Here is a 23,858-nt window from a genome sequence, read left to right as displayed (position 1 = left end):
GTTCTGTCCTCTAAGGGCAGAATTTAAGCGGATTTATAAGAGGTATTTTGATTCTTTTCTCAAGTTGTATTTATCCATACATCATCTATGCTTACGATGTGTAAGGAAATGGTTTTGACTGATTCAGTATGGGATAAGAGCATCTTATCAGCATTAAAAACAGATAATAAAGCTCTTATAAAGGATCAAAAATGTTTTGTTAAGAGTTGTGATGTCTTACTTATGATTATTTGAGCTATAAGAAACTTGGTTCTTATAAAGGAAAAAACATTTCGATATACATTTGGGTAGTATATAAATAGAAAAATAAATACCAATGGTATCAAGTATTTTTTGACAGTTTTAAAATTTGGTTATACTGATATTTATCATTATTTTAGTAACAAATGTTTGTGCAGATATGTTAATGAATTTACAATTTGTTATAATTGCGATCTCTGTAGAATTTGGCAAACGCTTCGAGTGTTTATTTTAGATAATTGTAGGTTAGAAATGCGATACTTGGAGCTGATAGTATGAATAAAATGATAAATCAAACAGATCATACAGAGGCTTTATTTGATAATTTTGTATTAACTTCCTTGAAAAAACAGAGAGAGACTAGGGAGTTGCCTATTGTAAAATCACTTCTTCGTTATCCGGGAGGGAAAAGTCGTGCTGTTCCTATGATTATTAATAACTATATAAGGAAACAGAAAACTTTATGTTCTCCTTTTGTAGGAGGCGGTTCAATTGAATTAACCTTAGCAAAAAGAGGAACAAGGGTTTATGCTTATGATGCTTTTAAGCCGCTTGTTATTTTTTGGCAGATGCTTTTGAAAGATGCTTCAGCTCTTGCAGAAAAAGTGAGAGAATATGAAGATATGACTCCCGTAATGTTTTATAATCTCCAAAAAACTTTTGGGAATATTAAAAATCAATTAGAGATTGCTGCCGTTTTTTTGTTCTTAATCGTTCTTCTTTTTCCGGAACGACACTTTCTGGTGGTATGTCTCCAGGACACCCCCGATTCAATTATCGTTCTATTGAACGGCTTAAAGATTTTAAGATTGAAAACTTCATAGTGGAACACAGAGATTTTACAGAAAGTATTCCTAAACACTCTAACGATTTTCTTTATTGTGATCCTCCGTACCTTATTAATCAAAAACTTTACGGTCACAAAGGCGATAAACATAATTCTTTTGATCATCAAGCTCTTGCTGAACTTTTGAGAAAGCGTCAAGGATGGGTTTTATCTTATAATGATTGTGTGGAAGTTAGAGAACTTTATAAAGGACATACAATACTTAATCCTGAATGGACTTACGGTATGGGAAACAATAAAAAATCAAATGAACTCGTAATTTTGAGTAAGGATCTTTAGGAAATTGCATGAATCAGGTAGAAAATGGAAAAGCCTTTGAATATGCTTTGGCTATGGGTTTTAAAAAAGCAACAAAGGCTTCTATAGAGTTTAATTCGTCTTTTCAAATAGCGGAGTCTTTTTATAATTTATTTAATGATACTGAAAAAAGGCTTTTAAATCTTGCTTCTATTGAAGCAGCCATTTTTTACAGTTACATGATAAAAATATTAGAAACACGAAAACTATTGTTCTTCAGGAAGATTTTGTTGGGATCAAAGGAGATGTCCGTGATATTATTTTAAAAGTTCCTGAAAATCCTATTGGTATTTCTGCAAAACATAATCATAGCGCTATCAAACATCCTCGCCTTTCCAGTAAAATAGATTTTGGTAAAGAATGGACAGGTTATTCTTGTAGCAGCGTTTATTTCAATGAAGTTAGTCCTATTTTTGATTATTTAGCAGAGCTTAGAGATAAGAAGATGTTCTTTAGAGATATAGAGGATAAAGACAGCAGAGTTTATCTTCCAATCCTAGAAGCTTTTTCTAAAGAACTTCAAAGGCTTTGTTTAGATTATCAAGATAAATTTGTGAAGCTATTGTTTCAGTATGTTATAGGTTCTTATGATTTTTATAAGATTATGATAGATACAAGATCTAAACAAAAACGGGTTATTATTCAGTCTTTTAATTTGAATGGCACTCTAGGATATGGTCGTAAATGGAAAATTCCAAGCAAAATTTTATCCGTTGCACTAAAACCAGAAAGTAAAAACAAACTCATTATAATTTTGAAGATGGTTGGAGCATTTCTTTTAGGATTCATAATGCATCCAGTAAAGTAGAAGCTTCCTTAAAGTTCGATATTCAATTTGTGGGATTATCTTCTCAGGTTGTTAGTCATCAAATTCCGATGGTTTAATGATAGAGATAATTTTTTAAAATGTAATCGTTGCTGATTCAAGGCAGGTTTATTTCTTATGAATATGAGTTCTTTTATCACTAAAAAGTATTTCTAATTGTTTTGTTATGGCGTCGGCGAGTTCTTCAGCATTCATAATTGTTACAGCACGTTGATAATAACGTGTGACGTCATGACCAATTCCAATGGCAATGAGTTCGATAGGGGAGTGTGTTTGGATTTCTTGAATCACTGCGCGTAAGTGTTTTTCTAAATAATTGCTGGAGTTGACCGATAGTGTCGAATCGTCAACAGGAGCACCATCAGAAATGACCATGAGGATGCGACGTTGTTCACGCCGTGATAAAAGGCGTTGATGAGCCCAAATCAAAGCTTCTCCGTCGATATTTTCTTTTAATAATCCTTCTTGCATCATCAAACCTAAATTGCGTTGCGCGCGACGCCATGGGGTATCAGCACTTTTATAGATGATATGGCATAAATCATTGAGGCGTCCAGGATTATGGAGTTTGTTTTGGGTAAGCCATTGTTCGCGCGATTTGCCCCCTTTCCAAGTTTTGGTGGTAAAACCTAAAATTTCAACTTTGACACCACAACGTTCAAGAGTTTGTGCCAAAATATCAGCACAACTTGCAGCAACGCTAATGGGGCGTCCACGCATTGAGCCAGAATTATCAATGAGGAGTGAAACAACTGTGTCCCGAAATTGGGTGTTGCTTTCCATTTTAAAAGAAAGGGGTTGCATGGGGTCAATAATTAGACGTGGAAGCCGTGTTGTATCAAGATATCCTTCTTCAAGGTCAAAGTTCCAGTTGCGATTTTGTTGCGCCATCAAGCGGCGCTGGAGACGGTTTGCTAAACGTCCAACGATGTTTTGCAGATGATTGATTTGCTTATCAAGATAACGGCGTAAGTGATCTAACTCGTTTTCAGAACAAAAATCTGTTGCTTCCAAAATTTCATCAAATTGACGGGTGAATATTTTATAATTGCCAAGTCTTTGCATTTGTTCCGAATCAGAAAAAAGGTGTTTGGGTTTGCTCGGCTTTTCTTGCCAAGGTCCATTTTTTTGCTCGCCGTCAGCTTGATCATTGTTGTTTGATTGTGTCGCTTGTGTTTTTCCATCATCTTGCACATCACTTTCTTGTTCAGTGCTGGTTTGTTCTTCACTTTGAGCGTGTTTTTTGTTTTTACTCTCTTCTTCTCTTTGGTCTTGAGGTTCACACGCATTTTTTAATTTTTTATTGTTTTCACTGTTAGAAGCTTCAGCTTGTTGCACTGTCATTTTGAGTGTAACAAGCATTTGGCGAACAATCTGTGCAAAAGCTTGTTGGTTGTAAATATGATGTGGGAGTTCATTGAGTTGTGATGCTGCTTTTTGTTCGAGTTCTTTACGCCACAATTCTAAGACAGAACCCGCTTCTCTTGGAGCTGCGCGCTTTGTTATTTTTTCACGCAATAAAAGTGCAATCGCTTCTTGGATGGGGGCTTCACTTTGGTTGCTAATTTTATGATAATGGGCTCTTTTGTATTTATCGGCGAGCATGACATCAAGATTTTTTGCAAGTCCCTCCATGGCTAAAGTACCAATTGCTTCAACACGTGTTTGTTCGAGGGCATCAAAGACAGCACGTGCTTCTGATTCTAGTGGAGAAAATTGCATGTGAATGCGGTTGTCATGCCATGCTTTGCGCAGAGCCATGGAATCACCTAGTCCGCGGGTAATAGTGATGTCTTTATTCGTTGCGTATTGAGGTAATTCTGGTAAACGCGCGCAACTTTCGCTTAAAGATGGTCGGTTATGACTAAAGGAAACTTCAAGGTTGTTTGTGCCTGCAATCGCACGCATACAGGCGGAAAGTGCTTTTTTAAAAGCTTCAGCATTAAGAGTGTTGTTGGAAGAATCTTTTGCCGGATTTTTGTTGTCGCCAATATCGGTAGCCATGAGTGACAGATTCCTTAAGGCGAAACACCATGAATGAGTGATTCGGGAAGCTCTTGTCCAAAGGCGCGTTGATAAAATTCTGCAACAGTGGCACGTTCGAGTTCATCACATTTATTGAGAAAGGTTAATCGGAAGGCAAAGCCGACATCTTGAAAAATTGTTGTATTTTCTGCCCAAGTAATGACGGTACGTGGACTCATGACAGTTGAAAGATCTCCATTGATAAAAGATTGGCGTACCATATCAGCAACATGAACCATTTGTGAAATTGTCTTTTTTCCCTCAGCCGTTTGAAAAGATTTGACCTTTGAACAAATGATATTAACCTCTTTATCATGGGGTAAATAATTGAGTATCGTAACAATAGACCAGCGGTCCATTTGAGCTTGATTGATCTGTTGGGTACCATGATAGAGACCGGTTGTATCACCAAGACCAATGGTGTTTGCCGTTGCAAAAAGACGAAATGCTGGGTGTGGAGAGATGACACGGCTTTGATCAAGTAAGCTTAGTTTTCCAGAGGTTTCAAGAACGCGTTGGATGACAAACATAACATCGGGACGCCCCGCATCATATTCGTCGAAAACAAGAGCAATATTATTTTGATAAGCCCATGGCAAAATGCCCTCTTTAAATTCAGTGATTTGTAAGCCATCTTTTAAAACGATAGCATCTTTTCCTACAAGATCGATACGACTTACATGACTATCGAGATTAATGCGAAGACAAGGCCAGTTAAGACGTGCAGCAACTTGTTCAATATGCGTTGATTTCCCTGTACCGTGATAGCCAGAAACCATTACACGGCGGTTAAAGGTAAAACCTGCGAGAATCGCTAAAGTTGTTTGCTGATCAAAAAGATAATCAGGATCGATATCAGGAACATGGGGACTTTTTGTGCTAAAAGCAGGGACTTTCAGATCTGTTTCAATATGAAATAGATCGCGAGCACAAAGTGTAATATCGGGCAAATTTTCAACGGTAAGATTTGTCATTATGTTTCTGGAAGGGAGAGGACGCTATTTATTCATTAGAAACGATACAAGAGTTAAAGTATTTATGCAATGCTCTATAATGAGAGCCTTAGATATTGAAGAAAGATTTTTTTACGTATTCTATAATGTTTTGCAAAAAAAGTAACATTTTGCGCAAATAATGATGGTCTAAATGAAAATAGACTCATATAAGCGCATGTTTTCAGCACAAACCAGACTTTTTTAGCAAATTGTAAGCATGTAAAACATCACGAAAGCGCTCTTCTGAAGCACGATTACCACCATTGGAATCAGGATGGTGCTTTTTTACCAACTCTTTATATTTCATTTTGATGTCTTCTGCTGAAGCGTTTGCCTGTAGTCCCAGTGTATCAAAAGCTTTTGCTTCTAAGGGCTTTAATTTTCGTGAGAACTTATTGTTTGAATGCTGCCCAGTAAAAAGCGTGAAGGGATCGCGCATGCGATTTTGATAGGCAGCTGTTCCAGAGCGAATCTTTGCATAATTCGCGGCTGTTTTTTTCGATGTACCATTGCTCAGATCTGTAGGCCATGTCGGACGATGTCCTGTGAGAGCATCCTTTTGAAATTTTGCGATATCTTTATTGCTAAGACCAGAGAAGTAATTAAAATTTTTATTATAGGCGCGTACGTGTTCAATACAAAAATATAAATATTGTCCTTCGTGATTTCGACCTGCTGGTGCTTTATGGGACCCTGTTTTTTCACAACCTTCCCACTGACACTGTTGTGCTTCTGGCTCAGCTTTTTGTTTTTTATTTGAGCTTATGCGAATTGAATCGAATAATTTAGATGTTATTGTCATATTATTGGTTTATGCAAAATTGATTAATTTTACAAGAATTGACTTTTGAAAAATTTGTTTTCACACTTATTCTATTATGAAAAAGGTGTATTTTTGCACGTTCATTTTGTTTGAGGAATGAAAAATGTTTATAGAAACAATAATTCAGAGAAAGCTTCAGGATGCTTTTCATCCGCAAAAGCTTGAAGTGATTAACGAAAGTCATCTTCATGAGGGGCATCCTCATAATGAACATGCTTTTGATGGTAAAGGAGAAACACATTTTCGAGTGAAAATTTTATCTTCTTCTTTTTCTAATATGACACGCGTAGAAATACATCGAGCGATTTATAAAGTTTTACAAGAAGAGTTAGCTACTTGTGTTCATGCTTTGGCACTTGAGGTTGAAACACTCTAATTTTTTGATGAGACGTTTTTAGGAACGGGGATGGGCCTTTTGATAGATTTTTAACAAATGGTCTGTATCGACGTGGGTATAGATTTGTGTGGTGGAAAGACTAGCGTGCCCAAGAAGTTCTTGAATCGTGCGCAAATCTCCCCCCCGTGATAAAAGATGGGTGGCAAAAGAATGGCGCAGTGTATGAGGCGTTGCAGTTTCTGGTAAACCAAGGCTTGCACGTAAATTACGGACAGCTTTTTGAATAATGGCAGGCTGTAGGGGACCGCCTCGCGCCCCACGAAATATGGGTTGGTTATCCAATAAAGGATATGGGCAACATTTGAGATAATTTTGTACAGCTTCGTAAACAATTTTGATGAGAGGAACAAGGCGTGTTTTGCCGCCTTTTCCTGTTATAAATAAACTTGTTTTTTTAGGATCAGAAAATTGTTCTGGTGTGAGGCTTAAGGCTTCTGATATTCGCATTCCACAGCCATAAAGAAGCATGAGGACAGCAGCATTACGAGCGCTAATCCAAGGTTCATTTTCCAGTTGATTTTCTTGTTTGACTATGTGAAGTGCTGATTTTATCGCTAAAGGTTTTGGGAGCAATTTGGGGTGTTTGGGGCTTCGGATAAGTTGAGCCGCGGGAACATTGACGATTCCTTCACGTGATAAGTATTTGAAAAAAGAACGGATGCCTGCCACCCCTCGGCTTAAAGAACGCGCACTTATATTGTTTGTACGCCGATAAGCAAGATAAGCACGCAAGTCACTGATGCGTAAATGAGCAAGATCTGTAAGGGTTGGTGTATGATTTAAGTGTTGACAGAGAAAAGACAAAAATTGCCGCGTATCACGTTCATAGGCTTGCACTGTTTGTGCTGACATACGACGTGTTTGGGTAAGACACTCTAACCAATTTTTCCTTGCGTTTAAAATTGCATGGTCTGCTGGAATGAGAGGAATATTTTCATCTTTTCTCTTGTCGTTTTTGATGGGCATTATCTAGTTGAGAGTTTCTTTCTTTTTAGATTTTTCATCGTTAGAATGACCATTCTTGTTTTGGGGTTGCTCTTCACGATTGATAAGTTGCTTTTCACCTTTGAGAGAGAGTATTTTCACAAGATTGTGTGTTGACATCAAATGCGCAAAAATTAATCCTAAAAAGCCATTTTTATGAAGTTTGGCAAGTTGGCTTGCTGATAATTTATTCAATTTTTCTTCATCAACAACCCAAAAATGTTCCAATTGCGCTGAGAGACCTTTATCGTTTTTCACATTGATGGATTTTTGGCTTAGAAGATCCATTTCTACAAGAGCATCAATAAACTCAGAGGTTTTCTCCATAGCGATTTTAAAACTTTCAAGAAAGCGAATACGTTCTTCCATAAAAGGAGAAATAGAGCCATCGGAATTAAAAAGTTCTGTTCCTGCAACTTCATTAAACATACCGGACTGTTGATCAAAGCAGACAGAAAGTTCTTTTTCATTGCTAATTTGTGCCAAAACAAAAGGATAGCGACGGACAAAAGCTGGAACATAAGTATTGTTTTTCCAACTTTTATCAGAAGCGATATAGTCATTTTCGTCATTAGAAAGACCGACAAGAGCTGCGGATGTGTAGTGCCGTTTTTTTTGTTCATCTTCGGCGCACATAAATAAAATAGGATAGTCTAGCGCTGCTTGAAAATATTCAGTACTTGCTAAAGGAACCCAATGAGTATCCTTGGCAAAAGACATATCAGTTGGAGGAGCAAATTTTAGATTTTTATGGGAAATTTTGTTGATTGGTGTGATATCTTTGTAAAATAGCATAATATTTGCCATAAGACTTTCTCCTTTATTAATTTGTTTTTTGTTACCAAGAAAGGTCTTTTAGAAGATTGTCTCATATGGCAACAAGATTGAATAGAAAACTATAAGATTGAAGGGTTCATTTTTGAGAGATAATATTTTTGCATGAAGTATAATAAAGAAAAGCTTAAAAATAAAGTCTATCTTGCCATTATTGGTATGCCTCATGGTATAAAAGGAGATGTTTTTGTTAAAATTCTAAGTGCTGAGCCACAGCGTTTCAAGTTTTACAGCACTCTTTATGATGATATGGGGCGTTCTTATGAAATTGTAACTCTTCGCATACAAAAAAATAAGGCGATTGTACGTTTTAAAGGGGTAGAAAATCGTAATGCGGCTGAGTCTTTAAAAGGGATTCGCCTTTATGTGACGCGTGATCAATTAATTGATGATTTGATGGAGGATGAGTTTTATCAAGTCGATTTAATAGGCTTGTGTGTCCAAGATTGTGGGGGGAAAATCTTAGGTGAAGTGTGTGGTTTTTTTAATTTCGGGGCTGGTGATTTGCTTGAAATACGTTTGAATACAGGTAAAAGAGTTCTTATTCCCTTTAGTAAGGCGGCGGTACCAGAAATTTGTATGGATTCTGGTTTTCTTGTTGTTGATCCCATGGCCGCTGGTTTAATTGATGGGGGAGACAATGATAAAAAGGAAATAGCTTGAATCTAAAAATAAAGATGAAGGTAAAAAACAACAGATGAATTTCGTCAATAAAAAGTGGAATGTGTGAAAATATTAAAAATGCTCTTTTGAGCAGATATTGTAAGCACTTTATCTCGAAATAGTCCTGAATTTTTAGAGTCTTTTTTAGTGCAAGTATTTAGAAGGATCGTATTGAATATGGCGCAGATCAAGAAGACTCAGATTAACGCTATAGCGTTAAAAGTCTTGTTTGTGCTATTTTTGCTATTAAGAGTCTGTTTAAGAAAATAAGGATAAGAAATAAAATGAAATTTCAGGCGCGCGTTTTAACCCTTTATCCTGAAATGTTTCCTGGTTTTTTAGGGTATTCTTTAGCAGGGCAAGCTTTAGAGCGTGGAATTTGGTCACTGGAGACGGTACAGATTAGGGATTTTGCTTTAGACAAACACCATAGCGTTGATGATAAACCTGCTGGTGGGGGAGCTGGTATGGTAATGCGGGCGGATGTATTGGCGGCTGCTCTTGACTGCTGTCCACAGGATTCGCCAAGATTGTTGATGAGTCCACGTGGGCGTCCTTTTGACCAAGCTTACGCGCATAGCTTGGCTCGTGATACGGGTGTAACGTTAGTTTGTGGACGTTTTGAAGGGGTTGATGAGCGAGTCATAGAGGCACGAGAACTAGAAGAAGTCTCTATTGGTGATTATATTCTTTCAGGGGGTGAAACAGCTGCATTGGTTATCTTAGATGCTATTATACGTCTTCTGCCTGGAGTGATGGGGAATGCAGCTTCTGCAAGGTGTGAAAGTTTTGAAAATGACTTGCTGGAACATCCGCAATATACCCGCCCTTCTCTTTTCGAAGGGCGGGGTATTCCGCCTGTATTGCTCTCAGGTCATCACAAAGCGATCGCAGATTGGCGTCAAAGCCAAGCCGAATTGTTAACACGTCAACGTCGCCCTGATCTTTATGCGCGTTATAATAAAAATCATCAGAAAACTTGATTCATATGATAAGGTGGTGTATTGCATGGCTCTCTTTTTAGAGAGTTTTTATAAAAGGTTTTCTGTAGTTCCAAAATTAAAATGAAGGAATGGTGTATTCGCTCCTGTGTAAGACATAGCCTAAAGAGCTCCTTATTCTTAATAAAGGCTTTTTTGGTAAGAGTTGAGCGCTCTGACTGTTCGATAAAGAACATGAAGGATAAAAGAAATGAATATTATCGCACAGCTTGAAGCTGAACAATGTGCAAAAATTGAAGAAAAGCGCCAATTTCCAGCATTTCAGCCAGGAGATACAGTCCGTGTTATGGTGCGTGTGACAGAAGGTACACGGACGCGTGTTCAGGCTTATGAAGGTGTCTGTATTGCGCGTTCAGGCGGTGGGTTGAATGAGACCTTTACAGTACGCAAGATTTCTTATGGTGAAGGGGTGGAGAGGGTATTTCCTGTTTATTCTCCTTTGATTGAAGGTGTTCAGCTGGTGCGCCGTGGTAAAGTGCGCCGTGCAAAACTCTATTATCTACGTGGCTTGAGAGGTAAAGCTGCACGTATAGCTGAAAAGAGAGATTATCGGAAAAAAGCTGAAAAGGTTGTTGAGAAAGTAGAAGCAGCATCTGTCAGCACAGATGTTGAAAAGCAAGTTTCTGAGTAAAGATTATATCGGTTAAACTTTATGCAAAAGCGGCTTTTATGCCGCTTATTTGTGTCTTTCTTGATTCGTTTTGCCTTTTAAAAGGCTTGGAGTGGACATAAAAATGTTCAATCTATCAATTTTTCCTCTTTTTATTCTTAATTATGGGTGCAGTTTAAGAGACTATTGCGTATATCGTGAATACTCAAAAGGATAAGTTTAATCTGAAAAAATGTCTGTTTATATTTGGAAAAGATTTTAGACCTTTGACGTGAAGATAAAAGTGTATTAGATTAAGGCGAGTTTTGCGGATCATATCCAGGGAGTAATCGGTTTTTTTATGCGTGACCTTTAATCCGTTATTTGAGACAACCGACCTGTAATATCGGTATCTTGAGATGCCAAACAAGTAAAAACGAGAGAGTATGTTTAGTCGTTTTGCGCGAACTTTCTCGTTCATTGCGGTTGCAAAAACCAGGTCAGGATATTTTATGATAAACCAGGTCAGGATATTTTATGATAGAGACAACTAGGATAAAAGAGCGCCCTCGTTCCCCTCATATAAGTATTTATCGTTGGACAATTACTATGGCCATGTCCATTGCACACCGCATTACGGGTATGGCACTTTATGTTGGAACGGTTTTTCTTGCTGTTTGGTTAATTGCTATTGCGTGTGGCGAGGAGACATTTAGAACAGTTTACGAAATTTATAGTTCTTGGTTTGGATTGTGTATTTTGTTTCTTTATACTTTGGCAGGGGTTCATCACATGGTTGGTGGTGTTCGCCACATTGTTTGGGATCTGAAGCCTTGCCTTTTGGCAAAAGAAAAGGCAACAGTCACTGCTTGGGCGACAGTGTTTATTTCTCTTATTGTTACTTTTGCGATTTGGATTATTGGATATACCGTTGTTTAGCTGGGGGTGAAAAGAGACATGAAAAAAGATTTTCGAACGGAACTTGGAAAAGTACGGGGGCGTGGCAGTGCTCATGAAGGAACAGAGCATTTTTGGCTAGAACGTTTGACGGGGTTTATCAATCTACCACTTTTGATATTTTTTATTGTTCTTATTCTTTCGCTTGTGGGAAAGGATTATAGTATTGTGCGTGCAAGACTTGCACATCCTATTGTTGCTATTTTGATGGGATTGATGACTTTTTCGGTCCTTTATCATATGAAACTTGGTATGCAGGTAGTGATTGAAGATTATATTCCACGTGAAGGTTTTCGGATATTCTTTTTGACGTTAAATATTTTATTTTGTTTTCTCATAGGTGGTATCATTATTTTTTCTCTTTTGAAAATTGCATTAGGGGGTTAAACAAGTATGGCGGGTACAGGATCATCTCTGGGTGCTAAAGCAGGTAACGCCCCTTATCGCACTGTAGATCATAAATTTGATGTTGTTGTTGTTGGAGCAGGTGGTGCAGGATTACGTGCGACACTGGGTATGGCAGAACAAGGATTAAAGACAGCTTGTATTACGAAGGTTTTTCCAACGCGCTCACATACGGTTGCAGCACAAGGGGGAATTGCTGCATCGCTTTCAAATATGGGACCTGACAATTGGCAGTGGCATTTATATGATACCGTGAAAGGTTCTGATTGGTTGGGCGATACCGATGCAATGGAATATTTGGTGCGTAATGCTCCTGCTGCTGTGTATGAATTAGAACATTATGGCGTTCCTTTTTCGCGAACGCAAGAAGGCAAAATTTATCAGCGTCCTTTTGGTGGACATACGACACAATTTGGTGAAGGTCCGCCTGTTCAGCGTACTTGCGCAGCAGCTGACCGTACAGGCCATGCCATTTTGCATACGCTTTATGGACAAAGCTTAAAGCATAATGCGCAATTTTTTATTGAATATTTTGCACTCGATCTCATCATGACGGATGGGGTTTGTACGGGGGTTGTGGCATGGAATCTCGATGATGGTACAATACATCGTTTTTCTGCCAAAATGGTTGTTCTTGCAACCGGTGGTTATGGACGCGCTTATTTTTCTGCGACATCGGCGCATACCTGTACGGGTGATGGTGGTGGAATGATCGCACGTGCTGGATTGCCACTTCAGGATATGGAGTTTGTGCAATTCCATCCGACAGGGATTTACGGTTCTGGCTGCTTAATTACAGAAGGAGCTCGTGGTGAAGGAGGCTATTTAATCAATTCTGAAGGTGAACGCTTTATGGAGCGTTATGCACCTTCCTTTAAGGATTTGGCTTCACGTGACTTGGTTTCGCGTTGTATCACACTTGAAATTCGTGAAGGGCGTGGCGTTGGACCTAAGAAGGATCATATTCATTTGGTTCTCAATCATATTGATCCTGCAATCTTGCATGAGCGTTTACCAGGGATTTCAGAATCAGCACGGATATTTGCAGGGGTGGATGTAACAAAAGAGCCTATCCCCATCTTGCCAACGGTTCATTATAATATGGGTGGGATTCCTACCAATTACTACGGGGAAGTTCTCAATCCAACGGCTGATTCGCCTGATCGTATTCAACCAGGGCTGATGGCGGTAGGAGAAGCAGGATGTGCTTCTGTTCATGGAGCTAACCGCTTGGGGTCAAATTCATTAATTGATCTTGTGGTGTTTGGTCGTGCTGCTGCCATTCGCGCGGGTGAAGTTATTGATCGGAATGCAGAAATTCCACCCATCAATGAAGAAGCTGTTGACGAAATTATAGCGCGTTTTGATCGTTTACGTTTTGCACAAGGGGCAATACCAACAGCTGTATTGCGTGAAAAAATGCAACGCACGATGCAAGAAGACGCAGCAGTCTTCCGTACAGAAGATTCTTTGAAACAGGGATGTCAACGGATGAATAAAATCTGGGGGGAATTGTCGGATCTCAAAGTCACAGATCGTTCTCTGATATGGAATTCTGATTTGGTTGAAACATTAGAGCTTGAAAATCTTATGGCGAATGCAATCATGACTGTTCATTCTGCCGAAGCACGTTCAGAAAGCCGTGGCGCTCACGCTCGTGAAGATTATCCAGAGCGTGATGATAAAAACTGGCGTAAACATACGATTTCACATTTGTCAAAAGAGGGTAAGGTGACATTATCATATCGACCTGTCCATGTGGACCCGTTAACATCTGAAGCTGATGGTGGGATCGATTTAAAGCGCATTGCACCTAAAAAACGGGTTTATTAAGGGGAGAATGAAATATGGTACAAATTAAGCTTCCCAAAAATTCTCAAGTAAAACCGGGAAAGGTTTGGCCTAAACCTGAAGGTGCTACAAAGCTGACGGAATTTCACGTGTATCGTTGGTCGCCTGATGATGAGGAAAATCCTCATTTAGATACTTATTATGTGGATCGTTCTGCTTGTGGTCCTATGATTCTTGATGGGCTTTTGTTTATTAAAAACCATATTGATCCAACTTTGACACTTCGTCGATCATGCCGTGAAGGCATCTGTGGTTCATGTGCGATGAATATTGATGGAACCAATACATTAGCTTGTACCAAAGGGATGGATGATGTAAAACATCCCATTAAGGTCTATCCGTTGCCTTCCATGCCGGTTGTTAAAGATTTGGTTCCTGATTTAAAGCGTTTTTATGCACAACACCGAGTCATTGAGCCTTGGTTGCAAACAGTTTCTCCTGAACCTGCAAAAGAATGGTTACAAAGTCACTCCGATCGCCAAAAAATCGATGGCCTTTATGAATGTATTTTGTGTGCGTGTTGTCAGACTTCATGTCCAAGTTATTGGTGGAACGGTGATCGTTATTTGGGGCCCGCTGTTTTGCTTCAAGCTTATCGCTGGATTGCGGATTCACGTGATGAGATGTGTGGTGAACGTCTTGATAATTTAGAAGATCCTTTCCGCCTTTATCGTTGCCATACGATTATGAATTGTGCGCAAACTTGTCCAAAGGGATTAAATCCAGCGAAAGCGATTGCTGAAATTAAAAAACTCATGGTTGAACGCCGCCTTTGAAAATTTACTGATTGATCAAAATAAAGCGCAAGGTGGGAAATTGTATCTCCTTTTAGCAATTAAATCTCTAAAAGAAGATCGGCTGCTTATGGGGGCGCAGTAGCTATCATCATTCTAAAAGTGAAGTAATCCCTAAAAATTTAAGCAATTCTTGCAATGGCTGAGCAGAAAACTCATAGTTGAATATTATCTTTGAAAATTAACCGATTAATGAACAGTAAAAAGAAAAATAGAAAATTGTGCGTGTTTTTTGTGCCTCTTTGAGGCTTAATCTCTAAAAATTTATTGGCTTCTATAAGGCGGTTAGTATAGTTATTATTGCCTTTAAAAAGGCATTAGTCTTTCGAGTAAACTATACTTTAAATAGCGTTCTATGTAAAAACAATAAAATCAATATGCCATGTGTTTTTATTTTTATTAAATTCGCATCATAATTTATACTTTGACGCAGATTCAATTGATCATTTTTTATAAAAAAGATCACTCTGTATAAATATAGCACAAAAAATAAATGCTGATACAAATATTATAACGCATGTAAATTATTCATATGAAATACAAAGAAGTGATCATTATGACAGTTTGTCATTTTACGATACGTTTATTATAATATCGAAAACATTGCGAATATTCAGGATTAGGAATTTTTGATAACATCATTTATATATTTAAAGGTCATATTTTTTATTTTAAAGATTGGATTGTTAATAGCATTAAAAAACAAAATTTATAGTTCTTAAAAAATGGAGAACGTAAAATCCCTATCTATTGTAGAGATAGATCATACAGTTCAGGGGGAAGTAATTTAAAATTATTGTAACGTCATAGATTTAAATTCATTAAAGAGCAGATAAGACGTTTGAAAAATAGCAAATTTATAGGTTTCTCTAAAAATTTAGAAAACGATAGTAAGAATTCTAAGAACACATGTTGCGAATGTGGAATAAGCGGTGTTTGTAGGTTCGTTTGAGTTGAATAAATTCAATAATCAAAGAAAATATGTTGTATTTTGACGAGTTTCGGAGGTTTTGATTTTATATGTTTTTATCTATAAAAAAATAGAGATTTCTAGGTTTAGATCTTATTTATTATGTTAGGGTATTTCATTGTTCTTGTATGTATGCCTAAGAAAGTTGTTTAAGCAGTAAAAGTGTTTTTTATTTTTCAGCATAAAAGATATTTCTTAACATGAAAAAGAGGTGTCCAAGTATTAACGGTATAATCAGTCATTGTTTTGGTATTTATTCTGTTGTGCCATAAAACACTATCGTATTTAGGATGTGGTAATTAGAGTGGTTAGAAGGTGAAATCTGCTAGGCGAGGGGGCGGATTGTTTGCAGATTAGTTTGCGTGTTAAGAGGCTTCGTCCTTTGAGGTGTGATAGGTGGAGTCTGTTAGCCAATTACGTAAATGAGAGCGAAATCTACGTGGACAGGTTTTTAGTCTAATCTCTCTTATATACTGTGATAGGAAATTCACATTAATAAGGACTACGACCGGTTACAGAAAACAGAAATCATTGCGAAAAAACAAGCGTGCTTATTTTAAAATTTTTAATATTTGTGATCATAATGGCATGCGAAATCTCCTGTAGTATCACGCAAACCGTTCGTATTCTCGAGCCAAGAATTGTTCATATATCCTCTTCAATCTGATCTTCACGAATTGATGCAAGAGATGGGTACGAACACCTGTAAGAATAAGCAGATGCAAAGCCAGTTGTATCATTATTGTTGCTTTGCAGAGTGTTTGATAAAAATCTGGAACATTTCTCCAATTCATTGTCGGTTTATTAATGACTTTATGGCGTTGTTTTTCTAAAAGAGCTTTTGCTGTTGCAGCTTTCACTTATCAGATGGGAGTTAAGAGTATTATGTATCTCTGTTGGCGTAATCTTTGAAAGTCGCTATACAGCCTCCTAATTTGAGGAGAATATGAAGCTGTAAAGGTGCAAACCAGTTTCCATTTTTAGCATCATTTTTAAATTCTGCTTTACGACTTTTAAAAGCATCTAGAGTAATGTCTTTTAAATAATAGAGATTACGCATTGCTTCACGCTTTTGTTTCTCTCGTTCTTTAATAAGATCAAAACCTTTATGTAAAACAGAACGCCCCGAACCAAATACACTTTGCTTGTCAATTTACACGCTTGTTTTTAAGAAACCTTTCTTTAAGGTGCCTAAGCTTATTTCACTACAGAGCTCGTGGATGGTATAATGGTAAAGCTCCGATGAATAATATAAAATTTATAGAGCATCTCCATTTTTACACTTCATAAAAGAGCAAGTTGGACGCCATTAGACACTTTGCAAACTCCCAATATTGTGACAATTTTGGGCATTTTGGATGGTTTATAAAAGGCATTTTTAGTGCTTTTTGTACAGTTTCATTCTATACGGCTTTATTTACTTATAATGTGCAAGAGACATGGTTTTGGTTAATAAACAGCTTTGAAATGAGAGAATCCTACGGTATTAAGATCTTTTATCCAACACGCAAAATAATGAACACTCTTTATAAGACAATGTGATGCATCTTAAGAAGAGTGATTGTAGATCTGTGCTTTTAGGAATTTTTTCTTTTTGAGGTGCAGAGAAGAGAGCAGGAATATTCAGAGTAGAGCTTACCTTATGTAATCTATGGATATCGTCTTTAGGAGAGGGACATAAGCCACGTGATATGGTTAGCAAAGCTTGCTTAAGAGAAATTTGGTTGTTTACGAACAACTGGAGGTTAAGAATCTTTCTTCGTCCGAAGAAGACGTTGATATGCCACTATACTTTTTATTACCAAATAGAATGTGGTTTATGGATGCTAAATTGAAATGATAATTTATTTCGTATGAGGTTTTCCGTATTTGGAGATTGTTTGGTTAAAAAACACATTTATTAATCACTTGAAGATAGCACTTAGAATTTTTAAACGATAAGTTTTGGTCTTGATGACGATAATTGTTTGTGATGATCGAAAGTATCTATTTTACGAAGCTTTCATTGATAGGCGAATCAAAATTTATTCTTTTCTTTTGTTTAAATATTTATTTTGCAGCTATTTTTTCTTTTTTGCATCAAAGATACTTTTTCAAAAGGTAAATGGAAAGAATGATCAAAGGCAAGAGAATAGAGAGAGCCTTATGTATAATTTGGTTTTCTCGTAGAGTTGTTGTCTATTAACTTTTTTCTTTTTTTCTTCATGAAGAGTGTAGAAAATCCATTGGAGAAGCAAAGAGAATAGGAAAAGTTAAATAAATAGCCGTAACAATTAGTTACGGCTATTTTTGTTTGCTTCATATTACCGAGAGAGGAAGCTCCCCTTAAGCGATTTTTGATTTAGCAAAAATCGGGTCGTAAAAGACTTCAGAGAGTTTTCTATCTTTAAAGAACAACACTACGTCAACTGTTGTATAGAGAACGATTTTTATCATTTCTAACTCGAGTTGCCGGCCAATTTCTGATCTTTTAATCAAGGTGGAACATCGCTCAAATGTCTGCAAAGCGCTGTTGGCATGCGTTGTTGTAATCGATCCGGGATGACCAGTGTTGAGCGAATTGAGATATTCCCATGCTTCATTGCCTCGCAATTCAGCGAGAAAAATTCTGTCAGGCGACTGACGCATACACGCATCTAGGCATTCTTCAGCTGAAACACGACCTACATTGTTACCATAAATCATATGTACATGATTGGGATGATTGGGTAGAAAAAGCTCATGAACATCTTCAATTGTGATAATACGCTCCTCTACAGGGACCTTTTCAATTAAAGAGCGAGCAAATGTTGTTTTACCAGATCCTGTTTTGCCTGCGATAATAATGTTGCGTTTGTGAAGGACGCATTTTTCCAAAAATTCAAGAATTTTTCCCTCACGTTTACTTTGTAAGAGTTGAACTTCAAATGGTTCCAACCGTGTGAAGTCCTGCCTCGATAACAAGTTATTGGCTTCTTTTGCTGAAGGCTTATTAAAACTTACATCAGAAAAATCGTCAAAAGCCCCTTCTTCTTTGAGTTCTTCTAACGTCTTAACTATGAGAGAATGTTTACGAATTACAAAGGAAAGAGCACCATCAACAACAGCTGGTGTTTGTATAATTGTACCACGTTGCCCACCAGGCAAGAGCACATAATTAATACTTCTGGGAGCCATACCGTTATAAACGATAATAGCTGTAATAAGCGTTTGCAAAAAAGTGGTTGTTAACTCTGGTACGCTATGTACTTGCCAACCCTTAAAGCTTTTCGTCCATACTTCACAGGGGCGGCAAATCGATAATTCAGTGATCGTGGGATCTTCTAAAAAACAATCAAGCGGTTGCAGAAGCTGAAAAACTGCTTGATCTTTTTGTATCGGGTTAACGTGTGACGAGACTGTAGACATCGCTGAAATCCAGATCACGAGCAACAAAAATATTTACTCGTTCGCCTTGGTTTTTGTAAAGTGTTGGTGTGATATTGATGGAATTCTGAAGAACATCGATTGCTATAGATTCAGCATTCTGAGCTCCTTTATTTTGTGAGTTATCTTTATTTTCTTTGCTGCTTTTACCAACTTTTCCTCTTACCCATTCTCCTAAATCACCGATAATGCTTACCATAATTGCACTACCAAATCGTTCCCAAAAATGTCTGTCAACCCAGCCACCAATACCCGCTTCACCCAGAGGACCTGTGCCTGGTGAGTCAAGATTGACAACAACACCAGAAGGCGTTTCAATGCGTAACCATTGCACAAACACGCGCGTTTGTCCTTGTTGTATGCCACTTTGGTAAAAACCAACGACTTTAGAACCACGGTCAAGCAAAACAACACGTCCACTCGTGGAATAAATATCGCGTGTTAAATGACACGTCGTCATTCCGGGTTGTGATGTAATGATTTTTGTTTCTAACGTACAATCTATTTGCGTTCCTTGTGTAATCAAAAAGTCACGGTTACGAAGTTGCATCGCATGTGATTGACCTAAACGCACGGGCTGAAGGTTATCAAATAATACGCCATTACCTCTATCATTATTCGATGCTTTATTATTTGTATCTGTAGATCCTTCGCTACCACCGTTGTTAAGGCTAGAACTGAGCATACGCTTGCGTGCTAATTCTTCAGAATCTTGGAGCATATGTGGAGGAATGGCTGTTTGAAGAAGTTTACTCAAGGCCGGTGGAATATCCAAGTTTGAATCTTCTATTTGTGTTGATTTTTCTGCTTCTTCTACAATCTTTGGCTCTTCTATAATCCGAGGGACATAGTTTGGTATAATTTGCTGTACTATTTGTTGTGGTTTTTCTTCCTCAACCTCCACGGTATTACGCATTTTAAAAGCTTTCCAAGTCAAGGCAATCGGTATCGCTACTATGACAATAAGTCCTACCATTAACAATGCACGGGTACCTGGAATTGTCGGACGACGTTCAGAACCTAGTTCGGATCCTCCATAGGCACCTTCAATATGTTTTTGCTCGACGTTGTCCAGTTTTGTACCTTTTCCCTCTCCTTCCTTATTGTCAAACATCATTTTCCTCCTTTATTGATACGATAAACCACCGAAGATACTGTCCCTGTTGTGTTTGGTACGCCATTGGGGTCATAGGCTTCATTAAAAACAGCTAGAGCGCGTTTACCAAGCCGTATGAGCCATTTAGGATTGACCTTATGAACGGCGATAATATCATTAGAACTGCCGATAACGGTGCGTGGTATTAAGCTTTCATTGCCTTCAGCATCTACGACATAAATCGATGGCATATCCATGTTAGCGGGAAATTTGAAGTAAGTAATACGCCCATTGTCCCAAGCATTTATCGGAGCAATATCTTGGTGACCGCTCATGGTATAACTGAGATTATAGCCGTTGACGCTTTGGTGAAAACCACGTTCAATCGCAAGGCGTCGATTGTTTTCTTCTGACTTTTCATCGTTTGAATCGGGATAATGGAAAGCCAATTCATATGTTGATCCCGCACGGTCATTCCGAAATTGTAGTCGGAATTTATAACTCCGTTTGTCGGTTACAACGATGAGATTGGTATTGGCAAGTTCTGCTTTTGGTTTAATAAAAATATGCCGCCCTTTATGAGCAAAGGCATAGGCTTCAGAATCGCCAAAGGCATGAGTTATGTACTGTTCACCTTCTTCAAGAATAATATGTGTTGCCACACCAAGAACTGTTTCGATTTGAACCACATCGGCTTCGTTATATGTTATATAGCGAATGCGGTGATCATATTGTGAATTTGATGGACTTTTGAGCGCCTGCACAGGTACCGTATAAAGAGAAGAAAACGAAGACAATAGAACAACGAACGCAAGTTTTTTCATAACAATCAATTCCTTAATCATTCAACAGTATTTCTGGGTCAGAACGGTAACTTGTTACTTGAAAACCAAGGGGGTTAAGCAATCGATCAGATGATTTCATGGGTGCACCAACATAGGTGTAACCAATTGTTGCAATTTGGTGCTGTTTTGGTCCAGTAGCAGCACCGTTGCTGTCAAGTTGCTGAGTCGTAAAACGTACAGTTGCTTGACCGAGTCCATTAGGCTGGATTGATCGTACTTTAACTGTGATACGTGCTTTGTTGGAAAGCACTTTGTCCCGTGCATTTTCTCCATCATAGATTTTATAATATTCTTGTTGAACAGATGCCGCACTTAAAAGTGCTGTTGTGTCATAGTTCAGTTGAATAGTATCGTAGTCGTAAGTTTCGCGGTTAAGCACATATTGATTTAGCCAATATCTATCTACAACTTCACCATAGCTTTCTTCGTGTTCACGCATGATTGAGATAACATCAACTGCACCTGTCGTATTATCAACGCGCAATACTAAGGGAGTTGGAGCTGGTTGAGAAAATCCAACAACTCCACATATCATACCGAATAAGCCAAAAAGACCCACAGTACTCGCAACACGCCATGCCGTTCTGCGCGACCTTATAAATTCATTGATAAGATCACGTTCTAAGCCACGGCTTTCTTCATAATAACTTCTAAGTTGTTCGGCTTTCACTGGTTTTGCTTGTTTTGNGTTTGTGTTACCTGGTTAATTTTATCGAAAAGTTGCGTGAACATAGTAAAGTTCATGGCATTCCTCTTTAACGAATTTTCAATTTTTCATCATCTTAGAATATAAATACATGCTAAACACTTCATTTGCATTTATACAGTCCCTAAGTATTTTCACCACGATATCTTGGCTTTGATAAAATCTCTGTGTCTCTTTGAATTATTGGGATAGTACTGAACCCTGTAAATTAGCTTTTGTGTTCATCGTATGATCGGTATCTGTTTTTTTTCATTGTTAAAAAACATCATATCAAGTTCGCGTCTTTTCCTTTTGATAAGTGATTGCTCAGCATCATGTAAATACGCTACCATTTCCATTTTTATAAATTCATTTTGGATCATAGCTAATGTACCATCGATATGTGCTTGAAGATCTGCAATGTCTTTCAGTTTTTCTTTTGTTTGAAGCTCATCGAGTAGTCCTCTGAGGTATTGAAAACGACTTTCTATGTTTTCAAAACTTTCCAAACTCACAGCTTTATCTTGAACAGATACAGATTGTAAACGCCCAGAAATAGCTTTGCTGATTTGATCAAAGTTCCCAGAAACTTTGTTTTCTTCCTCCAAGACCTCTTGATATGATTGCCTTGAAAGCTTACTGTCTGTATAAAGAAATTCTGGCTCTTTAAGAAAAAAACTAGAAAAGTCTATTTGCTTTGGGTTTGTTTTCTGATCCTTTGTTATAGCCTGATAAGCTTTTTCTACTTGTGAAAGTTGTTGTCTTTTCGAATCAAGCTGCTTTTTTAAGAGCTCAATAATTTCTCCTTTTTTTAAAAGCTGAAGGATTTCCGAATATTCTGCTGATAGAGCAGGTTGTGGCGGTGAAGCAGGTTGTGGCGGTGAAGCAGGTTGTGGCGATGGAGCAGGTTGTGGCGATGGAGCAGGTTGTGGCGATGGAGCAGGTTGTGGCGATGGAGCAGGTGAATTCTGTTTAGTATGTGATTCCGAAAGAATCTGTGCCCTTAAAAGATTTAGCCGCACGCTACTACCTAAATGATTTCCATCAAAATTGCTTGCATGTGCCAAATTTATCNTATCTTGGCTTTGATAAAATCTCTGTGTCTCTTTGAATTATTGGGATAGTACTGAACCCTGTAAATTAGCTTTTGTGTTCATGAAAAAAGCAAATGTTGTAAAGAGCTTTATTGGCTAAATTCTTACACTGGGCATATCTGTGTACTGAAAGTTCACTATTTTTCCATACAATTTACGTTTTTGTATTTCGATAAGGAGCTCTTCATTATCGCGTAAATTTCTGACCATTTGTAATTTTGCATATTCATTTTGGAGCATGGATGACATGTTCCTGATGCGTGTTTGTAGCTCGAAAACTTCCGCTAGATTCGTTGTTCTATTTATCTCATCTAAGAAATCGATGATTTGCGTAAAGCGCTTCTCTACGTCTTTGAAAGTTTGCAAGCTTACAGCTTTTTCGACAATTCCACTATATTTAAGACGCTTATCAATTATTTGTCGCATCATCTTTGGCGGAAGGCTCCAAAAGTTTGCCCTTTTCTCTTCGGCATAAATAGAAAATGAAATGTCTTTGAGATTGGGATACTCAGTCACAAATAGGTTATGGTAGTTTTGGTTTAGTTTTGCGTAGATAGGCATATCGTGTAAGAAAAAATTCCCCTCCTCTTTTATTCTTAGTTCTGTTATTCTACTTCCTGTTATAGATTGATAGACTTTTTTCGCGTTATTGATCTGCTCTTCAGTTACTTTAATTTTTTCTGTTAACAACTGAATAATTTTCAGATATTCTGTTGAGGAGGAGATTTGGATAGTTGAAGTTTGAGCGTCAGAACCCCAACTAAAGTTAGACCTTAGAGTTAAATCTATCATTGCCAAAAGACTAATCATTCCTATTGTAATAAATCGTTTTTTCACCTTAACACTCCTCTTTTTGACGATTAAAAAAGCCCAACATTTTTTATCATTATTATAATTTTAATAATAAAGTAAAGCATATAATNTTTTCATCTGTCTCCTCGCTTGATTTCGGCAGGGATTGTTTTATTAATAGGCACGCGGTTCCTATCATTGGGCTGTTTTAGCTTTGGTGCTAATGCACAAGCCGATAAAAGGTTTGCAATCAAAATTACAAGAATGATATTTTTCATTTTAATATGACTCTTTTTACTGTTATATACATTCTGATATTTGTTGTCATTATTATAATTTTGACACTAAAGTAAAGTGTATAGTTTACGATAATTTATCTTTTCTTAATTTCATTTTTTAATTTATGAAAATAGCTCAATTTCAGTGCGAATATTTTTTACTTT

Annotated in this window: 23 protein-coding genes and 2 pseudogenes; 11 read left to right on the top strand and 14 right to left on the bottom strand. The window is 37.6% G+C overall.

From position 1 onward, the window contains the following. Window positions 1-515 precede the first annotated feature (515 nt). The 3 genes and pseudogenes from ACFIJW_RS05635 to ACFIJW_RS05625 all read left to right on the top strand — a co-directional run bounded on the left by ACFIJW_RS05635 (window position 516) and on the right by ACFIJW_RS05625 (window position 2,269). Window positions 516-1,366 (top strand): annotated as a pseudogene (locus ACFIJW_RS05635) (DNA adenine methylase). 8 nt (window positions 1,367-1,374) lie between these two features. Further along, window positions 1,375-1,650: a hypothetical protein gene (locus ACFIJW_RS05630; RefSeq protein WP_375633585.1), complete on the top strand. Its 276-nt coding sequence runs from the start codon at window positions 1,375-1,377 to the stop codon at window positions 1,648-1,650. Beyond that, a pseudogene (locus ACFIJW_RS05625) lies at window positions 1,575-2,269 on the top strand (HaeIII family restriction endonuclease). Before ACFIJW_RS05630 ends, ACFIJW_RS05625 begins: the two are co-directional and overlap by 76 nt. A gap of 49 nt (window positions 2,270-2,318) precedes the next feature. Here the strand turns inward: ACFIJW_RS05625 and cobT are convergent. The 3 genes from cobT to ACFIJW_RS05610 all read right to left on the bottom strand — a co-directional run bounded on the left by cobT (window position 2,319) and on the right by ACFIJW_RS05610 (window position 6,032). Next, window positions 2,319-4,214, bottom strand: coding sequence for a cobaltochelatase subunit CobT (gene cobT / locus ACFIJW_RS05620; RefSeq protein WP_375633584.1), 1,896 nt, complete (start codon window positions 4,212-4,214; stop codon window positions 2,319-2,321). A 14-nt stretch (window positions 4,215-4,228) separates the two neighbouring features. After that, window positions 4,229-5,209 carry a cobaltochelatase subunit CobS gene (cobS, locus tag ACFIJW_RS05615; RefSeq protein ID WP_375612717.1) on the bottom strand — a complete coding sequence of 327 codons (981 nt, stop codon included), beginning with the start codon at window positions 5,207-5,209 and terminating at the stop codon, window positions 4,229-4,231. A gap of 202 nt (window positions 5,210-5,411) precedes the next feature. Continuing rightward, on the bottom strand, window positions 5,412-6,032 hold the full coding sequence (locus ACFIJW_RS05610; RefSeq protein ID WP_375612239.1) for a J domain-containing protein: 621 nt from the start codon (window positions 6,030-6,032) through the stop codon (window positions 5,412-5,414). 124 nt (window positions 6,033-6,156) lie between these two features. Between ACFIJW_RS05610 and ACFIJW_RS05605 the strand changes: the two genes are divergently transcribed. Next, window positions 6,157-6,429 (top strand): BolA family protein, encoded by a 273-nt coding sequence (locus ACFIJW_RS05605; protein ID WP_375612716.1) that lies wholly within the window; start codon window positions 6,157-6,159, stop codon window positions 6,427-6,429. An 18-nt stretch (window positions 6,430-6,447) separates the two neighbouring features. Here the strand turns inward: ACFIJW_RS05605 and ACFIJW_RS05600 are convergent, their stop codons facing one another. Then, complete coding sequence (locus tag ACFIJW_RS05600; protein ID WP_375633583.1) at window positions 6,448-7,416, bottom strand: tyrosine recombinase XerC; 969 nt, start codon at window positions 7,414-7,416, stop codon at window positions 6,448-6,450. A gap of 3 nt (window positions 7,417-7,419) precedes the next feature. Continuing rightward, window positions 7,420-8,241 (bottom strand): SapC family protein, encoded by an 822-nt coding sequence (locus ACFIJW_RS05595; protein ID WP_375612242.1) that lies wholly within the window; start codon window positions 8,239-8,241, stop codon window positions 7,420-7,422. 132 nt (window positions 8,242-8,373) lie between these two features. On the opposite strand from ACFIJW_RS05595, the gene rimM reads away from it, so the two are divergent. From rimM to ACFIJW_RS05560, 7 genes are all read left to right on the top strand, one after another. Next, a complete protein-coding gene (rimM, locus tag ACFIJW_RS05590; RefSeq protein ID WP_375618306.1) occupies window positions 8,374-8,931 on the top strand; it encodes a ribosome maturation factor RimM in 558 nt (185 codons plus the stop codon). Between the two features lie 284 nt (window positions 8,932-9,215). Then, on the top strand, window positions 9,216-9,914 hold the full coding sequence (gene trmD / locus ACFIJW_RS05585; RefSeq protein WP_375612244.1) for a tRNA (guanosine(37)-N1)-methyltransferase TrmD: 699 nt from the start codon (window positions 9,216-9,218) through the stop codon (window positions 9,912-9,914). 208 nt (window positions 9,915-10,122) lie between these two features. Continuing rightward, the gene (gene rplS / locus ACFIJW_RS05580) at window positions 10,123-10,563 is read left to right on the top strand and encodes a 50S ribosomal protein L19 (RefSeq protein ID WP_375633582.1); all 441 of its coding nucleotides are present in this window, start codon (window positions 10,123-10,125) and stop codon (window positions 10,561-10,563) included. Between the two features lie 495 nt (window positions 10,564-11,058). Beyond that, window positions 11,059-11,460 carry a succinate dehydrogenase, cytochrome b556 subunit gene (gene sdhC, locus ACFIJW_RS05575; RefSeq protein WP_375606014.1) on the top strand — a complete coding sequence of 134 codons (402 nt, stop codon included), beginning with the start codon at window positions 11,059-11,061 and terminating at the stop codon, window positions 11,458-11,460. Between the two features lie 18 nt (window positions 11,461-11,478). Further along, a complete protein-coding gene (sdhD, locus tag ACFIJW_RS05570; protein ID WP_375612246.1) occupies window positions 11,479-11,865 on the top strand; it encodes a succinate dehydrogenase, hydrophobic membrane anchor protein in 387 nt (128 codons plus the stop codon). A gap of 6 nt (window positions 11,866-11,871) precedes the next feature. Continuing rightward, entirely contained in the window at window positions 11,872-13,716 is a 1,845-nt protein-coding gene (gene sdhA, locus ACFIJW_RS05565; protein ID WP_375620955.1) for a succinate dehydrogenase flavoprotein subunit, read from the top strand. 14 nt (window positions 13,717-13,730) lie between these two features. Further along, complete coding sequence (locus ACFIJW_RS05560; RefSeq protein ID WP_005774220.1) at window positions 13,731-14,510, top strand: succinate dehydrogenase iron-sulfur subunit; 780 nt, start codon at window positions 13,731-13,733, stop codon at window positions 14,508-14,510. A 1,596-nt stretch (window positions 14,511-16,106) separates the two neighbouring features. On the opposite strand, the gene ACFIJW_RS05555 is transcribed toward ACFIJW_RS05560, so the two are convergent. The 9 genes from ACFIJW_RS05555 to ACFIJW_RS05515 form a co-directional block, all read right to left on the bottom strand. After that, on the bottom strand, window positions 16,107-16,358 hold the full coding sequence (locus ACFIJW_RS05555; RefSeq protein WP_375633581.1) for a hypothetical protein: 252 nt from the start codon (window positions 16,356-16,358) through the stop codon (window positions 16,107-16,109). A 23-nt stretch (window positions 16,359-16,381) separates the two neighbouring features. Then, window positions 16,382-16,558, bottom strand: a complete 177-nt coding sequence (locus tag ACFIJW_RS05550; RefSeq protein WP_375618303.1) for a hypothetical protein — start codon at window positions 16,556-16,558, stop codon at window positions 16,382-16,384. 1,265 nt (window positions 16,559-17,823) lie between these two features. Continuing rightward, window positions 17,824-18,885, bottom strand: a complete 1,062-nt coding sequence (virB11, locus tag ACFIJW_RS05545) for a P-type DNA transfer ATPase VirB11 (RefSeq protein ID WP_375633580.1) — start codon at window positions 18,883-18,885, stop codon at window positions 17,824-17,826. Then, window positions 18,860-20,017 carry a type IV secretion system protein VirB10 gene (gene virB10 / locus ACFIJW_RS05540; RefSeq protein ID WP_375618344.1) on the bottom strand — a complete coding sequence of 386 codons (1,158 nt, stop codon included), beginning with the start codon at window positions 20,015-20,017 and terminating at the stop codon, window positions 18,860-18,862. The genes virB11 and virB10 overlap by 26 nt, the downstream gene beginning before the upstream one ends. Beyond that, window positions 20,017-20,823 (bottom strand): P-type conjugative transfer protein VirB9, encoded by an 807-nt coding sequence (gene virB9 / locus ACFIJW_RS05535; protein ID WP_375606008.1) that lies wholly within the window; start codon window positions 20,821-20,823, stop codon window positions 20,017-20,019. The genes virB10 and virB9 overlap by 1 nt, the downstream gene beginning before the upstream one ends. A gap of 13 nt (window positions 20,824-20,836) precedes the next feature. Further along, window positions 20,837-21,514: a virB8 family protein gene (locus ACFIJW_RS05530; protein ID WP_375633579.1), complete on the bottom strand. Its 678-nt coding sequence runs from the start codon at window positions 21,512-21,514 to the stop codon at window positions 20,837-20,839. 257 nt (window positions 21,515-21,771) lie between these two features. Next, on the bottom strand, window positions 21,772-22,551 hold the full coding sequence (locus tag ACFIJW_RS05525; protein WP_375633578.1) for a type IV secretion system protein: 780 nt from the start codon (window positions 22,549-22,551) through the stop codon (window positions 21,772-21,774). Between the two features lie 168 nt (window positions 22,552-22,719). After that, on the bottom strand, window positions 22,720-23,460 hold the full coding sequence (locus tag ACFIJW_RS05520) for a type IV secretion system protein (RefSeq protein WP_375633577.1): 741 nt from the start codon (window positions 23,458-23,460) through the stop codon (window positions 22,720-22,722). A gap of 89 nt (window positions 23,461-23,549) precedes the next feature. Further along, window positions 23,550-23,693: a hypothetical protein gene (locus ACFIJW_RS05515; protein WP_015857026.1), complete on the bottom strand. Its 144-nt coding sequence runs from the start codon at window positions 23,691-23,693 to the stop codon at window positions 23,550-23,552. Window positions 23,694-23,858: the final 165 nt, after the last annotated feature.

Origin of the sequence: Bartonella sp. MM97QHHN (assembly GCF_042194285.1) — a bacterium.
In the GTDB taxonomy this organism is placed as follows: Bacteria; Pseudomonadota; Alphaproteobacteria; order Rhizobiales; family Rhizobiaceae; genus Bartonella.
Note: the sequence above shows the minus strand (reverse complement) of the source record. Positions and strands in the feature narration are given on the sequence as shown.

Excerpts from the sequence above, each read along its gene's own strand:
- ACFIJW_RS05600 (WP_375633583.1), bottom strand. The coding sequence starts at position 7,416 with ATGCCCATCAAAAACGACAAGAGAAAAGATGAAAATATTCCTCTCATT.
- ACFIJW_RS05605 (WP_375612716.1), top strand. The coding sequence starts at position 6,157 with ATGTTTATAGAAACAATAATTCAGAGAAAGCTTCAGGATGCTTTTCAT.
- rimM (WP_375618306.1), top strand. The coding sequence starts at position 8,374 with ATGAAGTATAATAAAGAAAAGCTTAAAAATAAAGTCTATCTTGCCATT.
- cobS (WP_375612717.1), bottom strand. The coding sequence starts at position 5,209 with ATGACAAATCTTACCGTTGAAAATTTGCCCGATATTACACTTTGTGCT.
- virB10 (WP_375618344.1), bottom strand. The coding sequence starts at position 20,017 with ATGTTTGACAATAAGGAAGGAGAGGGAAAAGGTACAAAACTGGACAAC.
- virB11 (WP_375633580.1), bottom strand. The coding sequence starts at position 18,885 with ATGTCTACAGTCTCGTCACACGTTAACCCGATACAAAAAGATCAAGCA.
- ACFIJW_RS05595 (WP_375612242.1), bottom strand. The coding sequence starts at position 8,241 with ATGGCAAATATTATGCTATTTTACAAAGATATCACACCAATCAACAAA.
- ACFIJW_RS05550 (WP_375618303.1), bottom strand. The coding sequence starts at position 16,558 with ATGCGTAATCTCTATTATTTAAAAGACATTACTCTAGATGCTTTTAAA.
- ACFIJW_RS05630 (WP_375633585.1), top strand. The coding sequence starts at position 1,375 with ATGAATCAGGTAGAAAATGGAAAAGCCTTTGAATATGCTTTGGCTATG.
- sdhC (WP_375606014.1), top strand. The coding sequence starts at position 11,059 with ATGATAGAGACAACTAGGATAAAAGAGCGCCCTCGTTCCCCTCATATA.
- ACFIJW_RS05515 (WP_015857026.1), bottom strand. The coding sequence starts at position 23,693 with ATGAAAAATATCATTCTTGTAATTTTGATTGCAAACCTTTTATCGGCT.
- sdhA (WP_375620955.1), top strand. The coding sequence starts at position 11,872 with ATGGCGGGTACAGGATCATCTCTGGGTGCTAAAGCAGGTAACGCCCCT.
- sdhD (WP_375612246.1), top strand. The coding sequence starts at position 11,479 with ATGAAAAAAGATTTTCGAACGGAACTTGGAAAAGTACGGGGGCGTGGC.
- ACFIJW_RS05560 (WP_005774220.1), top strand. The coding sequence starts at position 13,731 with ATGGTACAAATTAAGCTTCCCAAAAATTCTCAAGTAAAACCGGGAAAG.
- rplS (WP_375633582.1), top strand. The coding sequence starts at position 10,123 with ATGAATATTATCGCACAGCTTGAAGCTGAACAATGTGCAAAAATTGAA.
- ACFIJW_RS05610 (WP_375612239.1), bottom strand. The coding sequence starts at position 6,032 with ATGACAATAACATCTAAATTATTCGATTCAATTCGCATAAGCTCAAAT.
- virB9 (WP_375606008.1), bottom strand. The coding sequence starts at position 20,823 with ATGAAAAAACTTGCGTTCGTTGTTCTATTGTCTTCGTTTTCTTCTCTT.
- trmD (WP_375612244.1), top strand. The coding sequence starts at position 9,216 with ATGAAATTTCAGGCGCGCGTTTTAACCCTTTATCCTGAAATGTTTCCT.
- cobT (WP_375633584.1), bottom strand. The coding sequence starts at position 4,214 with ATGGCTACCGATATTGGCGACAACAAAAATCCGGCAAAAGATTCTTCC.